The 16,391-nt window shown below is 66.5% G+C and carries 18 protein-coding genes; 5 read left to right on the forward strand and 13 right to left on the reverse strand.

Features of this window, described 5'->3' with window-relative positions:
• Position 1 precedes the first annotated feature (1 nt).
• From AAFF27_00845 to AAFF27_00855, 3 genes are all read right to left on the reverse strand, one after another.
• A complete protein-coding gene (locus AAFF27_00845; protein XAH23766.1) occupies positions 2-949 on the reverse strand; it encodes an efflux RND transporter periplasmic adaptor subunit in 948 nt (315 codons plus the stop codon).
• A gap of 145 nt (positions 950-1,094) precedes the next feature.
• On the reverse strand, positions 1,095-2,594 hold the full coding sequence (locus tag AAFF27_00850) for an efflux transporter outer membrane subunit (protein ID XAH23767.1): 1,500 nt from the start codon (positions 2,592-2,594) through the stop codon (positions 1,095-1,097).
• 206 nt (positions 2,595-2,800) lie between these two features.
• Positions 2,801-3,529, reverse strand: coding sequence for a nitroreductase family protein (locus AAFF27_00855; protein ID XAH23768.1), 729 nt, complete (start codon positions 3,527-3,529; stop codon positions 2,801-2,803).
• 57 nt (positions 3,530-3,586) lie between these two features.
• Between AAFF27_00855 and AAFF27_00860 the strand changes: the two genes are divergently transcribed.
• From AAFF27_00860 to AAFF27_00875, 4 genes are all read left to right on the forward strand, one after another.
• Positions 3,587-4,201, forward strand: coding sequence for a TetR/AcrR family transcriptional regulator (locus AAFF27_00860; protein XAH23769.1), 615 nt, complete (start codon positions 3,587-3,589; stop codon positions 4,199-4,201).
• A 375-nt stretch (positions 4,202-4,576) separates the two neighbouring features.
• Positions 4,577-4,735, forward strand: a complete 159-nt coding sequence (locus tag AAFF27_00865; GenBank protein XAH26353.1) for a GNAT family N-acetyltransferase — start codon at positions 4,577-4,579, stop codon at positions 4,733-4,735.
• A gap of 80 nt (positions 4,736-4,815) precedes the next feature.
• Positions 4,816-5,067 (forward strand): type II toxin-antitoxin system Phd/YefM family antitoxin, encoded by a 252-nt coding sequence (locus AAFF27_00870; protein XAH23770.1) that lies wholly within the window; start codon positions 4,816-4,818, stop codon positions 5,065-5,067.
• Positions 5,054-5,425 (forward strand): type II toxin-antitoxin system RelE/ParE family toxin, encoded by a 372-nt coding sequence (locus tag AAFF27_00875; GenBank protein ID XAH23771.1) that lies wholly within the window; start codon positions 5,054-5,056, stop codon positions 5,423-5,425. Before AAFF27_00870 ends, AAFF27_00875 begins: the two co-directional genes overlap by 14 nt.
• A gap of 24 nt (positions 5,426-5,449) precedes the next feature.
• On the opposite strand, the gene AAFF27_00880 is transcribed toward AAFF27_00875, so the two are convergent.
• Positions 5,450-5,977, reverse strand: coding sequence for a hypothetical protein (locus tag AAFF27_00880; GenBank protein XAH23772.1), 528 nt, complete (start codon positions 5,975-5,977; stop codon positions 5,450-5,452).
• 186 nt (positions 5,978-6,163) lie between these two features.
• Positions 6,164-6,457 (reverse strand): GNAT family N-acetyltransferase, encoded by a 294-nt coding sequence (locus AAFF27_00885; GenBank protein XAH23773.1) that lies wholly within the window; start codon positions 6,455-6,457, stop codon positions 6,164-6,166.
• A 350-nt stretch (positions 6,458-6,807) separates the two neighbouring features.
• Between AAFF27_00885 and AAFF27_00890 the strand changes: the two genes are divergently transcribed.
• Entirely contained in the window at positions 6,808-8,028 is a 1,221-nt protein-coding gene (locus AAFF27_00890; GenBank protein XAH23774.1) for an MFS transporter, read from the forward strand.
• A 455-nt stretch (positions 8,029-8,483) separates the two neighbouring features.
• Here the strand turns inward: AAFF27_00890 and AAFF27_00895 are convergent, their stop codons facing one another.
• From AAFF27_00895 to rutA, 8 genes are all read right to left on the reverse strand, one after another.
• A complete protein-coding gene (locus AAFF27_00895) occupies positions 8,484-10,550 on the reverse strand; it encodes a TonB-dependent receptor (GenBank protein XAH23775.1) in 2,067 nt (688 codons plus the stop codon).
• Between the two features lie 88 nt (positions 10,551-10,638).
• Entirely contained in the window at positions 10,639-10,998 is a 360-nt protein-coding gene (locus AAFF27_00900) for a DUF2946 family protein (GenBank protein XAH23776.1), read from the reverse strand.
• Between the two features lie 796 nt (positions 10,999-11,794).
• A complete protein-coding gene (gene rutF, locus AAFF27_00905) occupies positions 11,795-12,322 on the reverse strand; it encodes an NADH-dependent FMN reductase RutF (protein ID XAH23777.1) in 528 nt (175 codons plus the stop codon).
• 10 nt (positions 12,323-12,332) lie between these two features.
• The gene (locus tag AAFF27_00910; protein ID XAH23778.1) at positions 12,333-12,920 is read right to left on the reverse strand and encodes a malonic semialdehyde reductase; all 588 of its coding nucleotides are present in this window, start codon (positions 12,918-12,920) and stop codon (positions 12,333-12,335) included.
• Positions 12,917-13,717, reverse strand: coding sequence for a pyrimidine utilization protein D (gene rutD, locus AAFF27_00915; GenBank protein XAH23779.1), 801 nt, complete (start codon positions 13,715-13,717; stop codon positions 12,917-12,919). Before rutD ends, AAFF27_00910 begins: the two co-directional genes overlap by 4 nt.
• A gap of 1 nt (position 13,718) precedes the next feature.
• Positions 13,719-14,111, reverse strand: a complete 393-nt coding sequence (rutC, locus tag AAFF27_00920; GenBank protein XAH23780.1) for a pyrimidine utilization protein C — start codon at positions 14,109-14,111, stop codon at positions 13,719-13,721.
• A gap of 24 nt (positions 14,112-14,135) precedes the next feature.
• Positions 14,136-14,930, reverse strand: a complete 795-nt coding sequence (gene rutB, locus AAFF27_00925; GenBank protein XAH23781.1) for a pyrimidine utilization protein B — start codon at positions 14,928-14,930, stop codon at positions 14,136-14,138.
• 11 nt (positions 14,931-14,941) lie between these two features.
• The gene (rutA, locus tag AAFF27_00930; GenBank protein XAH23782.1) at positions 14,942-16,051 is read right to left on the reverse strand and encodes a pyrimidine utilization protein A; all 1,110 of its coding nucleotides are present in this window, start codon (positions 16,049-16,051) and stop codon (positions 14,942-14,944) included.
• Positions 16,052-16,391 lie beyond the last annotated feature (340 nt).

Genomic DNA, 16,391 nt, shown 5'->3' on the forward strand with positions numbered 1-16,391 from the left:
GCTACTCCTTCGCGGAAAGAGGCGCCGTAGCAACGTGCACCAGGTCGCCATCATTGAGGAACCCAGCTCCTTGCACGGCAACCTTCTCCCCAACGCGAAGGCCGGAGACGATCTCCAGCCGGTCTTTCTGGCGGCGGCCCACGGTCACGGCCTGCAGGCCGATTCGGTCGCCATCCAGCAGTTTGGGCACGTAGCTGCGGCCGTCGCGGATCACCACGCTGGCGGCGGGCACGAAGACGGCGCGGCTGTCAGGCAGCGCAACCTGGCCCCTGACGTACATGCCGGCGCGAGCCGCGCTGCCTGGGCCGATGTCGGCATAGGCAATCCCGAGCCGCGTCTGGCCGTCCAGGCTGGGCGCTATCTGGCGCACCTTGGCGATGGCGGAGCTGCCATCGGGTAGAGCGAGCTCGACGCGCTGGCCAGGTTGGACCTGGGCCAGTTGCACGGCGGTCATCTCGCCGCGCCATTCCAGGCGACTTTGGCGAATCATGCGGAACAACTCCTGGCCCGTGCCATAGACGGCTCCGACGGTGGCCGTGCGCGCGCTGATGACTCCGTCGTCCATGGCCGTCACCTCGGCATAGCGCAGTTGCAACCGGGTGCTCTGGAGCTGTGCCTTGGCCACGTCGGCTTGGGTCGTGTACTGGAGCACTTCCTGCTCGCTGATGCCCCCCGAGCCCTTGAGTTGCAGGGCGCGCTTGCCGTTGGCCTCCGCCTGCTGGGAGAGCGCCTGGAGGCGGGCCTCATCGGCGCGCAGCAGATCGACGTCGAACACCGCCAACACCTGCCCACGCTTGACATGGTCGCCCACGTTCACTCGAATGTCGGTCAGCCGCAGGCCCGACACCTGCGAGCCGATCACCGCGTCCTGCCAAGGCGCAATGGACCCGCTGGCTTCGAGGGTGGTCGGCCATCGGGCCTCGGTCGTCGCCGTGACGGTGACCGTCAAGGCGGTTGACGGTTGAGCGGGAACTTGCGGGCTGGCGGCGGAGCGAGCGGTCAGGAGCAGCATGCCCCCGACAAGCAGGAGGGAACACGCGGCGACAGCGATCATTGGCTTGCTGCTGAACATTGCTGGCACACGAGATGGCGTCTTATTCATGGGAAATGGTCTCCGGATGGGAGGCGATGGCACCCCCCGTGGCTTTGACGAGGGCGACCCATGCTTGAGCCTGGTCGCGGCGAGCGGATATCTCGGCGTCTTGTGCCGAGGCGAACAGGCGGCGGCTGTCCTCGAGTTCGAACAGGCTGGTGGCACCGGCCCGCCATTGCGCTTCGGTGGCCTCGAACGTGGTGCGCGCGGCGACGGTTCCCTCCGCCGTGGACGCGACCCGGGACTTGGCCGAGGCTTGCGCGGCAAGTGCGTTTTCCACGTCCTGGACGGTAGTGCGCAGCGTGGCTTGGAGGGTCGCCACAGCGCGGCGATAGCGGGCATCCGCGATTCGCACGTTGGCCGCGCCGGCGCCGCCGTCGAAGAGCGTGCCCGCCAGGCTGGGGCCGAGGGACCACGTGGTGAAATCCAGGCTCGAGCCGGCGGCGCGGATCCACTGGCCCGCCAAGGCGGAGGCCAGGTCCAGGCGTGGGAGGCGATTGGCCCGGGCGACAGCGATCTCCGCCCAGGCGGCCGCGGCTTCCCGTTCGGCCGAAATCACGTCGGGGTGGCCCGCCAGCACCGCGGCCGGCAACTCGGGCGCGGCGTCCGGCGCCTGCGGCATGAACACCGGGCCCGGCTCGGATCCTCGCTGGACGATGCCGACGAGTGAACGAACCGTGTTGGCATCCTTGCCGGTCAAGGCCACCAGCGCATTCACCTGTCGCGCACACTGCTCGCCCTCGGATGCGAGATTGGTGCGCGAAGTGGCGATGCCCGAGACGGCGCGCGCTTCGTCGACCGGGGCCGAGAACCCCGACGCCAGGCGCAAACGGGTCAAGTCGAGCGTCTTCTGCCTGGACTCAATGTCCTCTGCGTAAACCCGCCGCGTGTTCTCGCAGCCACGCAGTGTCAGCACGCCGTTCGCAACCCCGGCGGCCAGCGCCAGACGTGTCGACACGGCGTCCGCAGTGCGGGCATCGACACGGCTTTGGGCGGCGTCCACCGATTGGCGCACTCGGCCGAAGAGGTCGAACTCCCAGCTGAAACTGGGTCCCACCGATGCCGACGTGCTCCGCATGGTGGTTGGAGATGGAGTCGACGTATTGCGACTTTGCGCGCGCGCCAGGCTCGCATCGACGCCGACAGTGGGCAGCATGGATGCGGAATTCACACCCAGGGTCGCGTTGGCTTCGTCGATGCGCGTCAAAGCTTCGAGCAAGGTCGGGTTGTCGGCCAATGCGGCTTCGGTCAGGCGGTCGATGGCGGGGTCGCCCAAAGGGCGCCACCACGCGTCCACCACGGCGAGAGGCGGCGCCTTCACACCCTCCGAAGGGACAGACCAGGCTATTGCTGAGGCCATGTTCGGTTTGACATACGCGGGCTGCAATGCACACCCACCCAGCGCAAGTACGGCGACAGCCAAAGCGTGCGCCTCCAGGAATCGGCGCGACACAGCAGGCTGGGCGTCGCGTTGACCGCCGCTATCGCGCGTCTTGATCATTGAAGTCATTTCGGTGAGCCGGGAAAATTGCAGGTTGAGCCGCTGTCAGCGGCAAGAGCGGTCATGGCGACCACAGGCCAGCGCCCTTCGCGGTGGCGCATCGAGAAGCTGTGTGCGCTGGCGGGTGACGATTGCTGCCTCGAGCCTCACGCCGGTGCCTTCAGCCGAGACGCATTGGTCTAGCGTCCGTTCGTCGGAGTTGTTGACTAGTGCGAAACGACGATGTCCGTCATCGGCCGACGCCACCGCTCTTCGATCCGCGCATCTTCGGCGCGGTAGCCCAGCGCGACGACAAGCGGAATCACGGTGCCGCGCGGCAGCGCCAGCAGCTTGGCAACCTGGGGTGCCGAGAAGCCTTCCATGGGACACGAGTCGATGCCCTTGGCCGCGGCACCCAGCATGAGCGTCTGAGCGGCAAAGATGGCGTTGCGTGCAGCCCACTGTCGGCTGCCGATGTGACCGATCGGAAGCAGGGACAACGTGGGGCGGATCAGGGCCGCGAGCAAGATGATGGGCGACCAGAACGCGGAGGACCCGACGCCGAGAATCTTCTGGAACATACCCAGGTGCTTGCGGTGATAGGCCTTGGATGCAGAGCCCATCGCGGCGGACTCCTCCACATGGATGAGCTGTGCGAGTGCTGTGTGGCGCCCAAGTGCGGGGCTGGCGGCAACGACGATGAACTCGGCGGCCGTCTCGGCCGCCCGCTGTCCATTGCAGGCCAGTGCGACGCTGGCTTTCAGGGCTGGCGTGCGGATCCAGTGGAACTCGTACGGCTGCAGATTCCCGCTTGAGGGCGCGAATGCCGCCTCGGCCAGCAATTCGCGGACATCGTCCTCCGGGATGGGCGTCGGGTTGAATTTACGAATCGCCCGGCGAAAGCGGTTCGCGGCTTGGAAGGCGTCCCAGGGACGCAAGAGGTCTTGTGTTTTCATGGCTCAAATCGTAAGCTAATGCTTAAATCTTAGAAACTCACATTCCTCCAGCGATCCATGCCAAGAAGCCGTACCGCCTCCAGCCCTCGGAAACTCCCGTCTCAAGCGCGCTCCCGCGCGACGGTTGACGCCATTATTCAAGCAGCAACTTACATTTTGACCAAGGTCGGATGGGAAGGCCTGACGACCAACGCAATCGCAGAGCGCGCGGGCGTCAACATCGGATCGCTGTATCAGTTCTTCCCGAACAAGGAGGCGGTCGTCGCCGAGCTGCAGCGCCGGCACGCCGCCGATTCACGAGGCTATTTGCGGAGCGCGCTGCAGGTTCTACCGGACCAGCCATCACTCCGGCAGGCGCTGACCCTGATCGTGGAGATGATCGTCAAGGAACACCGCGTCGCGCCCGCCGTACACAAGGCCATCTATGAGGAGCTGCCAGGCACGGTGCGCCATGATGACGACGATCGGGAGCAGCTTCGCGGACAGTTCGCAACCGCGCTGAGGCCTTTCATGAGAGGCGTGCCCGACGCGGACCTGGCGATCTACATGATGGCGGTGGCCGCGCACGGCATCATCCACACTGTCACCGCCGAACGGCCCAAGCTGCTCGATCATCCGAGCTTTGTCGCGGAACTCGTCACGTTGCTCGAACGCTATCTCTGCAGAGACTGACCGACCATCTTCCGCAGTCTGTTCCAGATCGCTCGCAAACCGCGTTAGCAGGCGCGCCAACGATGCCACATCACGCTCGCTCTGCTCTTCGAGAATGACGCGCCCGATCCGTGCGCCCCTGGCGCGACAGCGATCGCGCGCCCTTCGCCGCCATGTCTGCAGATGCCGAGGTCATGGCTCATCTGCCTGCCCTGGCCTCGCCCGAGGCTGGCGTTTGGTGCCGCGTCAAGCGTGATCTGCCGGCGTGCACTTGCCCTCGCCGCGCATCGCTGCGTTGCAGCCCTTGCCCAGGCGTAAAGCCTGGGCGGCGGCCCGCGCCTTGCGCTACACGCCGATGGCTGCGCGCACTTCCGTCACCTCACACTTGGCGCGGCACTGGCCCGCTCGTTCTGGGGCCAGGGCTACGCGCCGGAGGCCGCAGGCGCGGCGCTGCGTTTTCGCTTTGAGCAACTGGGGCTGCAAGAGATCGTGGCCAACACCGTGCCGGCCAACCGCAACTCGCGCTGCGTGATGGAGAAGACTCTGCGAGGGTAGGTGCTGCATCGGCTGTCATTGCACGCGCTTGACCAAGAGCTCAACCGTAGCTATGAATGGCTCCAAATACGGAGCTATTGATGAAAGCCATCCTTGCCGAAGTCACCGTGAGCATGTCCAAGTTCAAGAAGAACCCGGCCGCTGTGCTCAGGGAGGCCAACAATCGTCCCGTGGCGGTGCTCAATCACCAGCGCGCCGTGTTCTACATGGTCGAGCCGCGCCTCTTCGAGGCCATGATGGAAGAGCTGGCCGACCAGGACCTGTACGGCAGGGCCGTAGCCCGCTTGACTGAGAAGTCGCGCGCCGTCGAGGTGGATATTGGCGAGCTCTAAAGGCAAGACTAAGCAGCAGCACAAGTACAAGCTGCGCTTCATGCCAGAGGCGCTGGACGAGTGGCGCAAGCTCGATGGCTCCGTCCAGGCCAACCTCAAGAAGCTGCTCGCCAAGCGACTCGACAATCCCCATGTGCCCGGCAGGCAACTGCATGGAGCGCTTGCGGGCTGCTACAAGATCAAGCCGCGGCAGCAAGGCGTGCGCCTGGTCTATTCGGTCGAGGATGACCACCTGCTGGTCACCGTCATAGCCGTCGACAAACGGGAAGACGGCGTGGTCTACGAGTCCGCGCTTGCGCGACTTTCTGTTGCCGCAGCGGCGCTGTCGCAGGCGCTGCGGGACAAGCTGAAGAAGTAGCTGGCAAGCATGCTCACCTTCACGCTACTTGGCCCCGGCGGGCTTGAAGCGCACGGTCACCTGATGGCCGTTGCTGTTGGGGCGCCAGTCGGTGCGCTTGACCTCGATAGCCCAGGTCTTCACCCGCCATCGACGCGTTCCGCCGTTCGTGACCGCCGTCTCTAGGTCAGCGGGAACGGCATTCTTCCCCAGCAACTTGGCCGCGAGTTCCGATGCGGCGTGTTGCAGGTGCGGATAGGCCGTCTTCGCCTCGCTCGGCGTATTCACGTTGAGCATCAGCGTGATGTCGTCGAGACGCTCAGGCTTATCGAAATTGCCCAGAGCATAGAAAGCCAGCGTGTTTCGCAGGCCGACCGTGTTGGCGGTCGGTGTGACGGGCTTGGGCGGACTCGAACAGCCCGGTATGTCATTGACGGAGTACACCCCAGTGGGCAATCCGATCTCTGCCCCGAGGGGGCAAAAAGATCGGCCAGGAGCGGACGAACTCAGGCCTTGCGCGATTGCGCTGCAAGCCGTCAGATGGGCCACCGCAAATGTGAACAAGCGCCTCATGGATGAAAGTCTCTTGGGGCAATCTGCCTGTCAGCCAAGTGCGCCGGCCCGCTTCGTGAAGCGAACCTGCCCGTCTTCCTGCATGCCGGCGTCCTGCCATCCAAGATACCGATAGAAGCCGTTGGCACGGACGGCGCGGTCGCTGTCGGTGACGAGCCAGATCTCTTCGCAGCCGCGCGAGAAAAGCTACTGCTCGGCCTGCGCCATGAGTTGCCGGCCAAGCCCCCGGCCTTCGCTGCTGCTGCGCACGAACATCGCGAAAACCGTTGCGTCCGCCGCATCGGCCATTGCAAACGCCATGACCTCGCCTTGCTCTTGCGCCACCCAGCCGCGCCCGTCGCCGCTCAGCATTGCGGCCAGGGTGTCTGGCGTGACACCGATGGCGGCGAGCTCTGCCATGGACATGTGGTTCTCTCGAACGCTGGTGCGAACGTCGAACACGGCGGTGATGTCGGCGGGCGTGGCGATGCGAATCTTCATGGCGTGGTGTACAGGTCCCTGCGTGCGGTGGTTCTGGTGGCTATAGCCACCCATTGTTCACCAACAGGAAACTCTCAACTGCCGCCAGGCCCCTTGGTCGCACAAGGCTGCGCCTTCACACTCGCCGTCCCATAGTTAGTGTCGTATCAAGCGTGATCTGCCGGCGTGCACTGGCCCTCGCCGCGCATCGCCGCGTTGCAGTCCTTGCCCAGGCTTTAGCCTGGGCTGCGGCCTACGCCTTGCGCTGCACGCCGATGGCTGCGCGCACTTCCGTCACCTCACACTTGACACGACACTGGTGTCGGCACGCACGCGCGTAGCCGGCGCTTTTCATTCAGGACTTTCTTTCGATGATGAACGCACCCAGCAGCAACCCCTGCGCCGACGAGCTGGCGGCCGGGCCGGCCGAGACTTCCCGCTCTGCCTGGCTGGCGGTGGGCTCGATGGCGGTGGGCTCTTTTGCCACGGTGACGACCGAATTCATGCCCATCGGCCTGCTGACCGATATCGCCAGCGGCCTGGGCGTGTCCAACGGCACGGCGGGGCTGATGGTGACGGTGCCGGGCGTGCTGGCGGCGTTTGCCGGGCCGGGGCTGATCGTGGCCTCGGGGCGGCTGGACCGGCGCACGGTGCTGATCGCGCTCACCGTGCTGTTGATCGGCTCCAACCTGCTGGCCGCGTTTGCGCCCAACTTCGCCACCATGCTGGTGGCGCGCATGCTGCTGGGCCTGTGCGTGGGCGGCTTCTGGACTTTTGCGCCCGCAGCGGCCATGCAACTGGTGCCGCAGGCGTCCAAGGCACGCGCCATGTCGCTGGTGCTGGCGGGCGTGTCGGCGGCCACGGTGCTGGGTGTGCCGGCCGGTGCCTACCTGGGCACGCTGGCCGGCTGGCGCGCCACCTTTGCGGTGATGGGCGCGCTGGCCACGGTGGTGCTGCTGGTGCAACTGTGGCTGCTGCCCGCGCTGCCGCCAGCGCGCGCCATCAGGCCGCGCGACTTGCTCACGCCGCTCACGCGCCGCATGGCCCAGGTCGGGCTGCTGGCGGTGCTGTTCTTTGTGGCCGGGCACTTTGGCGCCTACACCTACCTCAAGCCGCTGCTGCAGCAGGTGTTTGAGCTGGAGCCCAACGCGGTGACCACGCTGCTGCTGGTCTATGGCGCGGTGGGCTTTGTCGGCACCTTCGTCGGTGGCAGCCTGGTGGCGCGCAGCGTGCGCGGCACCACCTTGCTGGCGGCGCTGCTGCTGGCGTCTGCGCTGCTGCTGTCGACCCTGGTCGGCAAGGGCATGCTGGCCGGCGCGGTGGTGGTGCTGATCTGGGGCCTGGCCTTTGGCCTGATCCCGGTGGCCCTGACCGGCTGGATGATGGAGGCTGTGCCCGACGCCCCCGAGGCCGGCCAGGCGCTGCTGGTGAGCGGCTTCCAGGTGGCGATTGCATCCGGTGCGCTGCTGGGCGGCCTGGTGGTGGATGGCTACGGCATCAGCAGCACCATGCTGGTGAGCGGGGCGCTGGTGCTGGTGGCCGCGCTGATCGTCGGCACGCTGGGCCGTGCGCCAGCCCTGCAGCGCGCCTGACGGTCAGGTATTGCGGCTACAAAATATATAGCTAATAGTCCAGGCGGGGACTGGGCTAAAGGCATATTTCTTCAGAATTCTTGTGGCTACTCCCCCCGTTCGCCCTGAGCCGGTCGTTGGGCTTGGCGATGGGGGGCAGGGCTTCGACAAGCTCAGCCCGTATGGCTGTCCCGGGCCCCCTCGGGATGCGCCGAGGAGCGCAGCGGCAGGCGGATCAGGGATCGCCCTTGTTTGAGCCGAAGGCGAGTTTGGGCGAGACCCCGCCTGACGCGAGTACCGCAGGTTGCCCCGCAGCGAAGCGCAGGGGACGCAGCACGTGGGGTCGCCTTTTCTTCGGTTACCTTCTTTTGGCGAAGCAAAAGAAGGTGACTGCGCCGCCGGGCGCACATCCCGGCACCCGCCGCCTGCAAGGCACACAGCGCAGGGATACCTCAAAGACCTTGCAAGGGATGGCACTAAAAGCGCCAGTCCACGCTGGCATAGACAGCCCGGCCGTCGCCCGGCGAATAGCCGGACGAGCCGCTGTCATACCAGGCATAGACATAGCGGCGGTTGCTGGCGTTCTTCAGCTGCAGCTGCACATCCGTCGTGGGCGTGAGGCGGTAGCGGGCGCCCAGGTTCAGCAGCGCGTACTGGCCGGTGCGGCCCTGGGTGTTGCTGCGCTCCAGGTAGTAGGCGCCCTGCGCCGTGGCCGAGGCCGACAGGCGCAGGCGCTCGGTGGCCTGGTAGTCGATGCCGGCCGATGCCAGGTAGTGCGGCACGTTCTCGATCTCTTTGCCCAAAGTCGCTGGCGCGCTCGGGTCTGGCGCGGTGATGCGCGCGACCTGGTGTGAATAGGCCAGCCAGGCCGAGGTGCGTGCGTTGGGCTTCGCATTGAGCTGGATGTCATAGCCCTTGCGCAGCGTCTTGCCGACATTGCCCAGGCCGCCCGGGTCTGGCAGGCCGTCCACGCCCAGCACGCGCGCCACCTCGCCCGAGGCGCGCTGCTCCCAATAGGCCACGCGGCCATCCAGCCAGGGCGCGGGGCTGAACTTGACGCCGGCCTCCCAGCCGTCGTTGATGGAGGGTTTGAGGTTGCGCGCCTGCGTGCGGTAGGCGTCGATGCCGCTGCCGATCTGGAAGCTGCGGCCCCAGTTGCCGTACACGCTGGCGCCCGGGCCCAGGGCATAGGCCGCGCTCAGCTTGGGCTGCCTGATGAGCCCGTAGTCATGCACGGGCGACGTGCTGCCGCCCAGGCGGTCGGTGAAGCTGCCGCTGATGTGGTCCACGCGCAGCGCCGGGATGATCTTCAGCGCGGCCACGGGCCGCAGCACGGCCTGCAGGTACGCGCCCTGGGTGTCAAGGTCGAAGTCCCAGTCGCGGAACTGCGAAGTGCGCACGCGGTCTGCCGTGCGGTAGCGCTGCGCCTGGTTGGACTGGCGCTGCGCATCAAGCCCGCCCTCCAGTGTGAACTCATGTGCCCAGCGCACCTGGGGCCGCCAGGTCAGCGTGGTCAGCGCGCCGGTGTGGGTCTCGTCGTTGTCGCGCTCTTGCTGCACGCCCTCTGCAGAGAAGCGCACCCAGCGCTGGTTCTCGAAGCGGTTCACATAGGCCTTGCTGGACCACGACAGCCCGCCGCCCAGCTCGCCGTCCAGGTGCAGGCTGAACTGCGCCGTCTCGCGCGTGCTGCGGTCGGCCGCGGCATAGGCGGGCGAGCTGCGCGGCGCGTCCATGGCCTGGGCGTAGCTGAGGTAGCCTGATTCAAGCGCCCGGTTGCGGTAGTAGCGCGCGATCGCGCCGGCGCGCCAGCGGCCGTCGTCGCTGGTGTAGAACCACTTGCCGGCCAGCGACAGCTTGCGCGCGTCGGCATGCTCGCGGTAGCCGTCCGAGTCGCGCCAGGCCAGCACATAGTTCTGGCTCCAGTTGCCGCTCTCGATGCCCTTGGCCAGCTGTACTTCCCGCGTGCCAAAGCTGCCCACGGTGGCGCTGGCGCGCGTGTCGTTGCCACCGATGCGCGTCAGCACATTGGCGTTGCCGGCAATGTTGAAGAGGCCATAGCGTGGGTCGCTGGTGCCGCGCACGATCTCTATGGCCTCGATGTCCTGCGGGAACACCGCGTCCAGATAGGGCATACCGCCCGCGTTGTCGTTGCTGGGAATGCCGTCGATCAGCAGCTTGACCGCGTTGACGCGGCCCTCGCCGTTGAAGCCGCGAAACGAGAAACGGCCAGCATCCGTGCCCTGCTTGAACTGGGTCACCTGCACCCCTGGCGCGCGCGACAGCAGCTCCCAGCTGTAGTCCACATGCTGGTCTTCGAGCACGCTCGCGCCCAGGATGTCGACCGAGCTGAACACGCCGCGCGCAGACAGCGGCCCGCCGGCCGGGGCGGTGATGTTGACGGTGCCCAGCGTCAGCGCCGAGTCGGCACTGGCGCCGTCCTGCGCGGCCAGCGGCCCGGCAAAGCCCAGCGCGAGCAGGGCCAGGGGAGAAAGTGGAAACGAAAACGGAAATGGGAGCCGGGATGGGAAACGGGATGCAAGCATGGTCTTCTCTGAAGTCGGTCACGGGCTGGCGCACGGCCGTGCAGCCGTGCGCCCGGGCGCGCACAGGCGCCCGGTGGGTGGCGTGGGTTCAGGAGAAGAAGGGCGGCCCGCGCGGCGGCAGCGGCGCGCCCACCAGCGCGGCAATATGGGCCGCCACCGTAGGCAAGAGCGCATGCGCCAGCGGCTGGGGCAGCACGGGCGGGGTGTGCGTGCGCGGCGGCGGCACATGCGCGGCCAGGCACAGCGCGCAGTCCAGGCTGTGCTGGCCGGCCTCCATGGCCTGGCCGTCGTCGCCCATCACCACCAGCTTCAGGTTGCCGCTGGCCGAGCAGGCCAGCTCCATGGCCTGCGGATGGACGATGGGCGATGCCGCCGCCACGCCCAGCACGCAGGCGAACCACAGCAGCACCAGACGGGCCAGAAGTGAGGACGTGCGCAGGACATGCATGGGTGCGCGATTATCGTTGGCGCGGCGGCGTGCTGTGAGATCGCAAACACGTTCTTAGAACCATCCCTTCCAAGGTTCTGTGATCTGTTCGGTGGTTCGGGTGTCTTGCTAGGGGCGGGTGCCGGGACTCGCCCCGGCAGGCAAAGAGAAGGCGAGCCGGAGCCAGGGGCCCTTCGGGCTTCCCTGCGCTGCTCGCGCCGGGCGGGGTATCGCCCAAACTCGCTGCGCTCAGACAAGGGCGATCCCTGATCCGCCCGTCGCTGCGCTGCTCGGCCCTGCCAACGGCGGTGGACAGCCTGAACATCCAACAGCCGGCCCCCACCCCAACCCTCCCCCAGCGGGGGAGGGAGTAATACCGAATGGCCCAACTTCCTAACTCCCTCCCCCTTTGGGGGAGGGCAGGGGTGGGGGCGCAAGAGGCCGAGCGCAGCGATGGCCCGTGTGGCTGTCCCGGGTCCCCTCTGTGGCGTCGAGGAGCGGAGGAGTCGGCAGGTTGCCCGTAGCGCAGCGAAGGGACGGCGAGGACTGTTTGAGCGAAGCGAGTTCCGCAGCCGCCTGCCGACTTCGAGCACCGCAGAGCAGTCCGGCAAAGCCGGACCGCCACAGCGGGGTCGCCTTCTCTTTGGTGACTTTCTCTTGGCGACACAAGAGAAAGTTACTCGCCCGCCGGGGCGAACTCCCGGCACCCGCCGCCCGCAAGGCACACATCGCAGGGATATCTCAAAGACCTTGCAATGCATGGTTCTCACGCCCACACGTGTCGCATCGATATTCGCGTGGCCCGCGCCCCTGGCTGTCAATGCGTCGCACTGATCCCGTGATAGCCCCGATCAAAGTAGATCAAGCCATGCGCCGCATCACCCACGGCAATGGCCACGGCCTCGCAGAACAGCACGTCGTGCGTGCCCACGCTGGTGCTGCGTACTACGCGGCAATCAAAGGACACGGCCGCGCCCTGCAGCAGCGGCGCGCCGGTGGCCTTGCGTGACCACTGCGCGGCGGCAAAGCGCTCGGCCATGGGGGTCTTGCCGCCGAACAGGTTGGACAGCGCCTGCTGGTCCGGCGCCAGCGTGTTCACGCACAGCACGCCGTTGCTGCTGAAGGCCTGGTAGACCGAGGCCGAGCGGTTGAGGCAGACCAGCAGCGTGGGCGGCTCGTCGGTCACGCTGCAGACGGCGGAGGCGGTAAAGCCGGCGCAGCCGCCGGGGCCGTCGGTGGTGATGATGTTGACCGCCGCACCCAGCCGCGCCATGGCGTTGCGGTAGTCGCTCTTGGGCAGCATGCCGGTGAGGGCGCTTGCAACGATGGGGGCGGGGTTCAGCATCAGGGCTCCGTCAGGCCAGCGTGCAGGCGTCGCTGAAATCGAGGCGCGGCAAGCGGCCAAAGACCTTGCTGGCGTCGCCATGGCCCAGGTTGATGAGGAAGTTGGTGGTCCACGTGGTGCCGGCGAAGAATTCGGCATCGACCAGGGGCTTCTCGAAGCCCGACATTGCCCCGGTATCCAGCCCCAGCGCGCGCGCGGCCAGGATCAGGTAGCCGGCTTGCAGCGTGGCGTTGCGGAAGGCGGTCTCGTGTGCCTTCTCTGCGCTGCCGGTGAACCAGCTCTTGGCGTCGGCATGCGGGAACAGCTGCGGCAGCTTGTCGTAGAAGGCGGTGTCCCAGGCAGCGATCACGGTCACCGGTGCGGCCATGGTCTTGTCCAGGTTGCCCTTGGACAGCGCAGGCGCCAGGCGTTGCTTGCCTTCTGGCGTGCGCACAAACACAAAGCGCGCGGGCGAGCAGTTGGCCGAGGTCGGGGCCATCTTCACCAGGTCATAGAGCTGCTGCAGCAGCGCGTCGGATACGGGCTCGGCCGTCCAGCCGTTGTGGGTGCGGGCGTCGGTGAAAAGCGTTGCCAGGGCGGCAGTGTCGAGAGTGGTCATGAAGCGGTGACGGATTGGCTTGCGCGGGCGAGGAAAGTGCGCACGCAGTCGTTGAAGGCGGCGGCCGTGGTGGCGCTGTGGGCGTGGCCGCCGTGCGGTACCAGGTCCAGCGTGGCGTGCGGCAGGCCTTCGGCCAGGCGGCGCGAGCAGGTCCAGGGCACGAGAGTGTCGTCCATGGCGCCCATGACCAGCGTGGGCACGTCGATTGCCCCCAGGCGCGCGTCGACATCAAAGGCGCGCAGTGCGGCAATGCGCGCGCGCATGGTGGCTTCGCCGGGGAAGTGGGCAAAGGCGTGGTCGACTTCGGCCTGCACCTTGTCGGCGTGGGCGGCGGCCCAGGCGGCGGGGTAGAGGAAGATGGGCTGCGCTTCGACATAGGCGCGCGCACCAAGCGCGCCCAGCAGCGCCAGGCGCGCATCAAAGCAGCGCGCCGAATGCGGGTTGGGCTGCGACCAGGCGTTGACCAGCACCAGGCTGGCGATGCGCTCGGGCGCGTCCAGCGCCAGCTGCAGGCCGACCAGGCCGCCCAGCGCGTGGCCCATGAGGTGGCAGCGCGCGGTGCCGGTGGCGTCCATCACCTCGACCACGTCTTGTGCCATGTGGGCGATGGAGTAGGGCGCGGGCAGGGCGCCAGGGCTGCGGCCGGTGCCGCGCTGGTCGTAGCCGACCACGCGGTAGCCGGCCTCGACCAGCGCCGGGATCTGCGGCTGCCAGAAGGCGGCCGAGCCGCCCAGGCCGGAGGACAGCAGCACGGTCTCGCCATCGGCGGGGCCATGCACCTCGTGGTACAGCGCCATATCAGGCCTTCTTGCCGACGTGGGCGATGGACGCAATCTCTACCAAGGCGTCGGGCTTTACCAAGCCGGCCTGTATGCAATAGCGCGCCGGCTTCACGCCGGGGAAGAACTCCGCGTAGACCTCATTGACCTTGGCGTAGTCGGCCCAGTCGCGCACAAAGATGTGGTTGAAGGTGACATCGTCCATGGTGCCGCCGGCGGCCTCGACCACGCCCTTGATGATCTCCAGCACGTGGCGCGTCTGCGCCGTGGCGTCGCCCACGTGGACCACGTTGTTGTCCTTGTCGAAGGGCAGCGTGCCCGACACGTAGAGGATGCCGTCGGCCAGCGTGCCGGGCACGTAGGGAGCGAGCGGCTTGCCGGTGCCGGCGGGGATGATGGCTTGCTTGGGCATGGAAAGGTCCTTCTGGGAAAAAGATCAGACAGTGGCCGCTTCGGCCGGGATGGGTTGGGTGGCGGCTTGCGGCGCCACGGTCTTGCAAAACTCTTCCACGGTCGATACCCAACCGAAGAAGGTCATCACGTTGTAGACCGCTGCGGCCTGGATGGCGGCGCCGCCCAGTTCATGCGTGGCGTCTTCCAGCATGACGCTGAAGTACTCCAGGTGGAAGGCGTCGCGCAACGTCGATTCCACACACACGTTGGTGGCAATGCCGGTGAACACCAGGTTGCGGATGCCGCGTGCGCGCAGCGTGCTGTCCAGCGTGCTGTTGAAGAAGCCGCTGTAGCGCGTCTTGGGCACGACGATGTCGCCGGCTTGCGGCTGGAGCGCGTCGACCATCTCGTAATCCCAGCCGCCCTTGGCCAAAAACTGGCCTTGCAGCTCGGGCTTTTTGCGCATGGTCTTGAGCGCGTTGGACTTGTGCCAGTTGGGCGAGCCGGGGCCGCCGGCCTCGACATATTGCTTGTCCCAGCCGTTCTGCAAGAACACCACCAGGATGCCGGCGGCGCGTGCGGCTGCTATGGCTTGGCCGACCTTGGCGATCACGCCCTGCGCGCCGGATATGTCAAAGCCGGCCGAATCCACATAGCCGCCCACCGAGGCATAGGCGTTCTGCATATCGACCACGATCAGCGCGGTCTGCCCGGCGTGGAAGGCCAGCGGCTCGGGCCGCGCCGGCAGCACGTGGGCGCCGCTGCCGGGGCGCAGCGCATCGGGTGCGCCTGCGGGCGTGGTGGAAGTCAGCGTGGCGTTGGTCTTGGGGCTTGTCATGTGCTGCTCCTTCAGGCCGCGAGGCGCTCTTGCACTTGCGAAGGCACGGGGCTGTCGGCACCCACGCGGCTTTGCATCAGCGGCTGGATGCGCTCGCCAAAGTTCTTCACGCCGGCCACGAAATCGTCAAAGGTCAGCAGCACGCCTTCGGTGCCGGGCACCTCGGCCATCTCGTCGAGCATGCGCGCCACGTTGGCGTAAGAGCCCACCAGCGTGCCCATGTTGATGTTGACGGCCGAGGTCGGGTCGGCCATCTGGCGCACGTTGGTGTCGGTGCCGGACTTGGTGTCTGCCGCGGCCTGGCCGCCGAGCCAGGCGATGGCCTCGTGGTCGGCGCCGGCCTTGTAGTGTTCCCACTTGGCGCGGGCGGCTTCGTCGGTCTCGTCGGCGATGACCATCATCAGCACGTAGGTCGATACGTCGCGGCCGGTTTTGGCGGTGGCCTCGATCAGGCGGTCTGCGGCGGGCGCAAAGGCCTTGGGCGTGTTCACGCCCTTGCCAAAGCAGAAGTTGTAGTCGGCGTACTTGGCCGAGAACTCCATGCCGGCGTCGCTGGAGCCGGCGCAGATCACCTTCATGTCGGCCTGCGGCTGCGGGCTCAGGCGGCAGTCGTCCATCTTGAAGTGCTCGCCCTTGAAGTCAGACTGGCCCTTGCCCCACAGGTCGCGCAGCACCTGGATGTATTCAGACAGGTACTCGTAGCGCGTGCTGAAGAACTGGTCGCCGGGCCAGGCGCCCATCTGCGAATACTCGGGCCGCTGCCAGCCGGTGACCAGGTTCAGGCCAAAGCGCCCGCCCGAGATGGAGTCGATGGTGGACGACATGCGCGCCACGATGGCCGGCGGCATCACCAGCGAGGCGGCGGTGGCAAACAGCTTGATCTTGCTGGTGACGGCGGCCAGGCCGGCCATCAGCGTGAAGGATTCGAGGTTGTGGTCCCAGAACTCGGTCTTGCCGCCAAAACCGCGCAGCTTGATCATGGACAACACAAAGTCCAGGCCGTAGTGCTCGGCGCTCAGGGTGATCTGCTTGTTCAGCTCAAAGGTCGGCTTGTACTGCGGAGCGTTCTCCGACAGCAGCCAGCCGTTATTGCCGATGGGGATGAAGATGCCGACTTTCATGGGGAGGCCTCGCTGGGTAGACAAAGGGCGCCGGCATGCCGGCATGCGAGGCCACGAATGCATCTACCGTGCCAGAAGAAAATCTTCTTTCATATCAAGGGCTTGTGATTCTTTTCTGGATTTGTTTTGACCAAATGGTCCATGTTGGAGCATGTGGTTCTGCACGCGCTCACGGAAACGGTGCAGGCACCGGCGATTGCGGTGCACGCGCCGTGGCGCGGCGTGGAAGTGGCGCTACTTAATTAATAGCTGCAAGCCGGCGTATATTCTGCACTTCAGGTACTTTTGTATCTGAAGCGAAGGATATGCAACGGCATAGCGCTATGTTTTTTGATTTCCC

This window comes from Xylophilus sp. GW821-FHT01B05 (genome assembly GCA_038961845.1).
GTDB lineage: Bacteria > Pseudomonadota > Gammaproteobacteria > Burkholderiales > Burkholderiaceae_C > Xylophilus.

What these genes read in the sequence shown, in the direction of transcription:
- AAFF27_00895 (XAH23775.1), bottom strand. Translation starts at nt 10,550, where the DNA reads ATGCTTGCATCCCGTTTCCCATCCCGGCTCCCATTTCCGTTTTCGTTT.
- rutC (XAH23780.1), bottom strand. Translation starts at nt 14,111, where the DNA reads ATGCCCAAGCAAGCCATCATCCCCGCCGGCACCGGCAAGCCGCTCGCT.
- AAFF27_00855 (XAH23768.1), bottom strand. Translation starts at nt 3,529, where the DNA reads ATGAAAACACAAGACCTCTTGCGTCCCTGGGACGCCTTCCAAGCCGCG.
- rutF (XAH23777.1), bottom strand. Translation starts at nt 12,322, where the DNA reads ATGCTGAACCCCGCCCCCATCGTTGCAAGCGCCCTCACCGGCATGCTG.
- AAFF27_00910 (XAH23778.1), bottom strand. Translation starts at nt 12,920, where the DNA reads ATGACCACTCTCGACACTGCCGCCCTGGCAACGCTTTTCACCGACGCC.
- AAFF27_00870 (XAH23770.1), top strand. Translation starts at nt 4,816, where the DNA reads ATGAAAGCCATCCTTGCCGAAGTCACCGTGAGCATGTCCAAGTTCAAG.
- AAFF27_00850 (XAH23767.1), bottom strand. Translation starts at nt 2,594, where the DNA reads ATGATCAAGACGCGCGATAGCGGCGGTCAACGCGACGCCCAGCCTGCT.
- AAFF27_00900 (XAH23776.1), bottom strand. Translation starts at nt 10,998, where the DNA reads ATGCATGTCCTGCGCACGTCCTCACTTCTGGCCCGTCTGGTGCTGCTG.
- rutA (XAH23782.1), bottom strand. Translation starts at nt 16,051, where the DNA reads ATGAAAGTCGGCATCTTCATCCCCATCGGCAATAACGGCTGGCTGCTG.
- AAFF27_00860 (XAH23769.1), top strand. Translation starts at nt 3,587, where the DNA reads ATGCCAAGAAGCCGTACCGCCTCCAGCCCTCGGAAACTCCCGTCTCAA.
- AAFF27_00885 (XAH23773.1), bottom strand. Translation starts at nt 6,457, where the DNA reads ATGAAGATTCGCATCGCCACGCCCGCCGACATCACCGCCGTGTTCGAC.
- rutB (XAH23781.1), bottom strand. Translation starts at nt 14,930, where the DNA reads ATGACAAGCCCCAAGACCAACGCCACGCTGACTTCCACCACGCCCGCA.
- rutD (XAH23779.1), bottom strand. Translation starts at nt 13,717, where the DNA reads ATGGCGCTGTACCACGAGGTGCATGGCCCCGCCGATGGCGAGACCGTG.
- AAFF27_00880 (XAH23772.1), bottom strand. Translation starts at nt 5,977, where the DNA reads ATGAGGCGCTTGTTCACATTTGCGGTGGCCCATCTGACGGCTTGCAGC.
- AAFF27_00890 (XAH23774.1), top strand. Translation starts at nt 6,808, where the DNA reads ATGATGAACGCACCCAGCAGCAACCCCTGCGCCGACGAGCTGGCGGCC.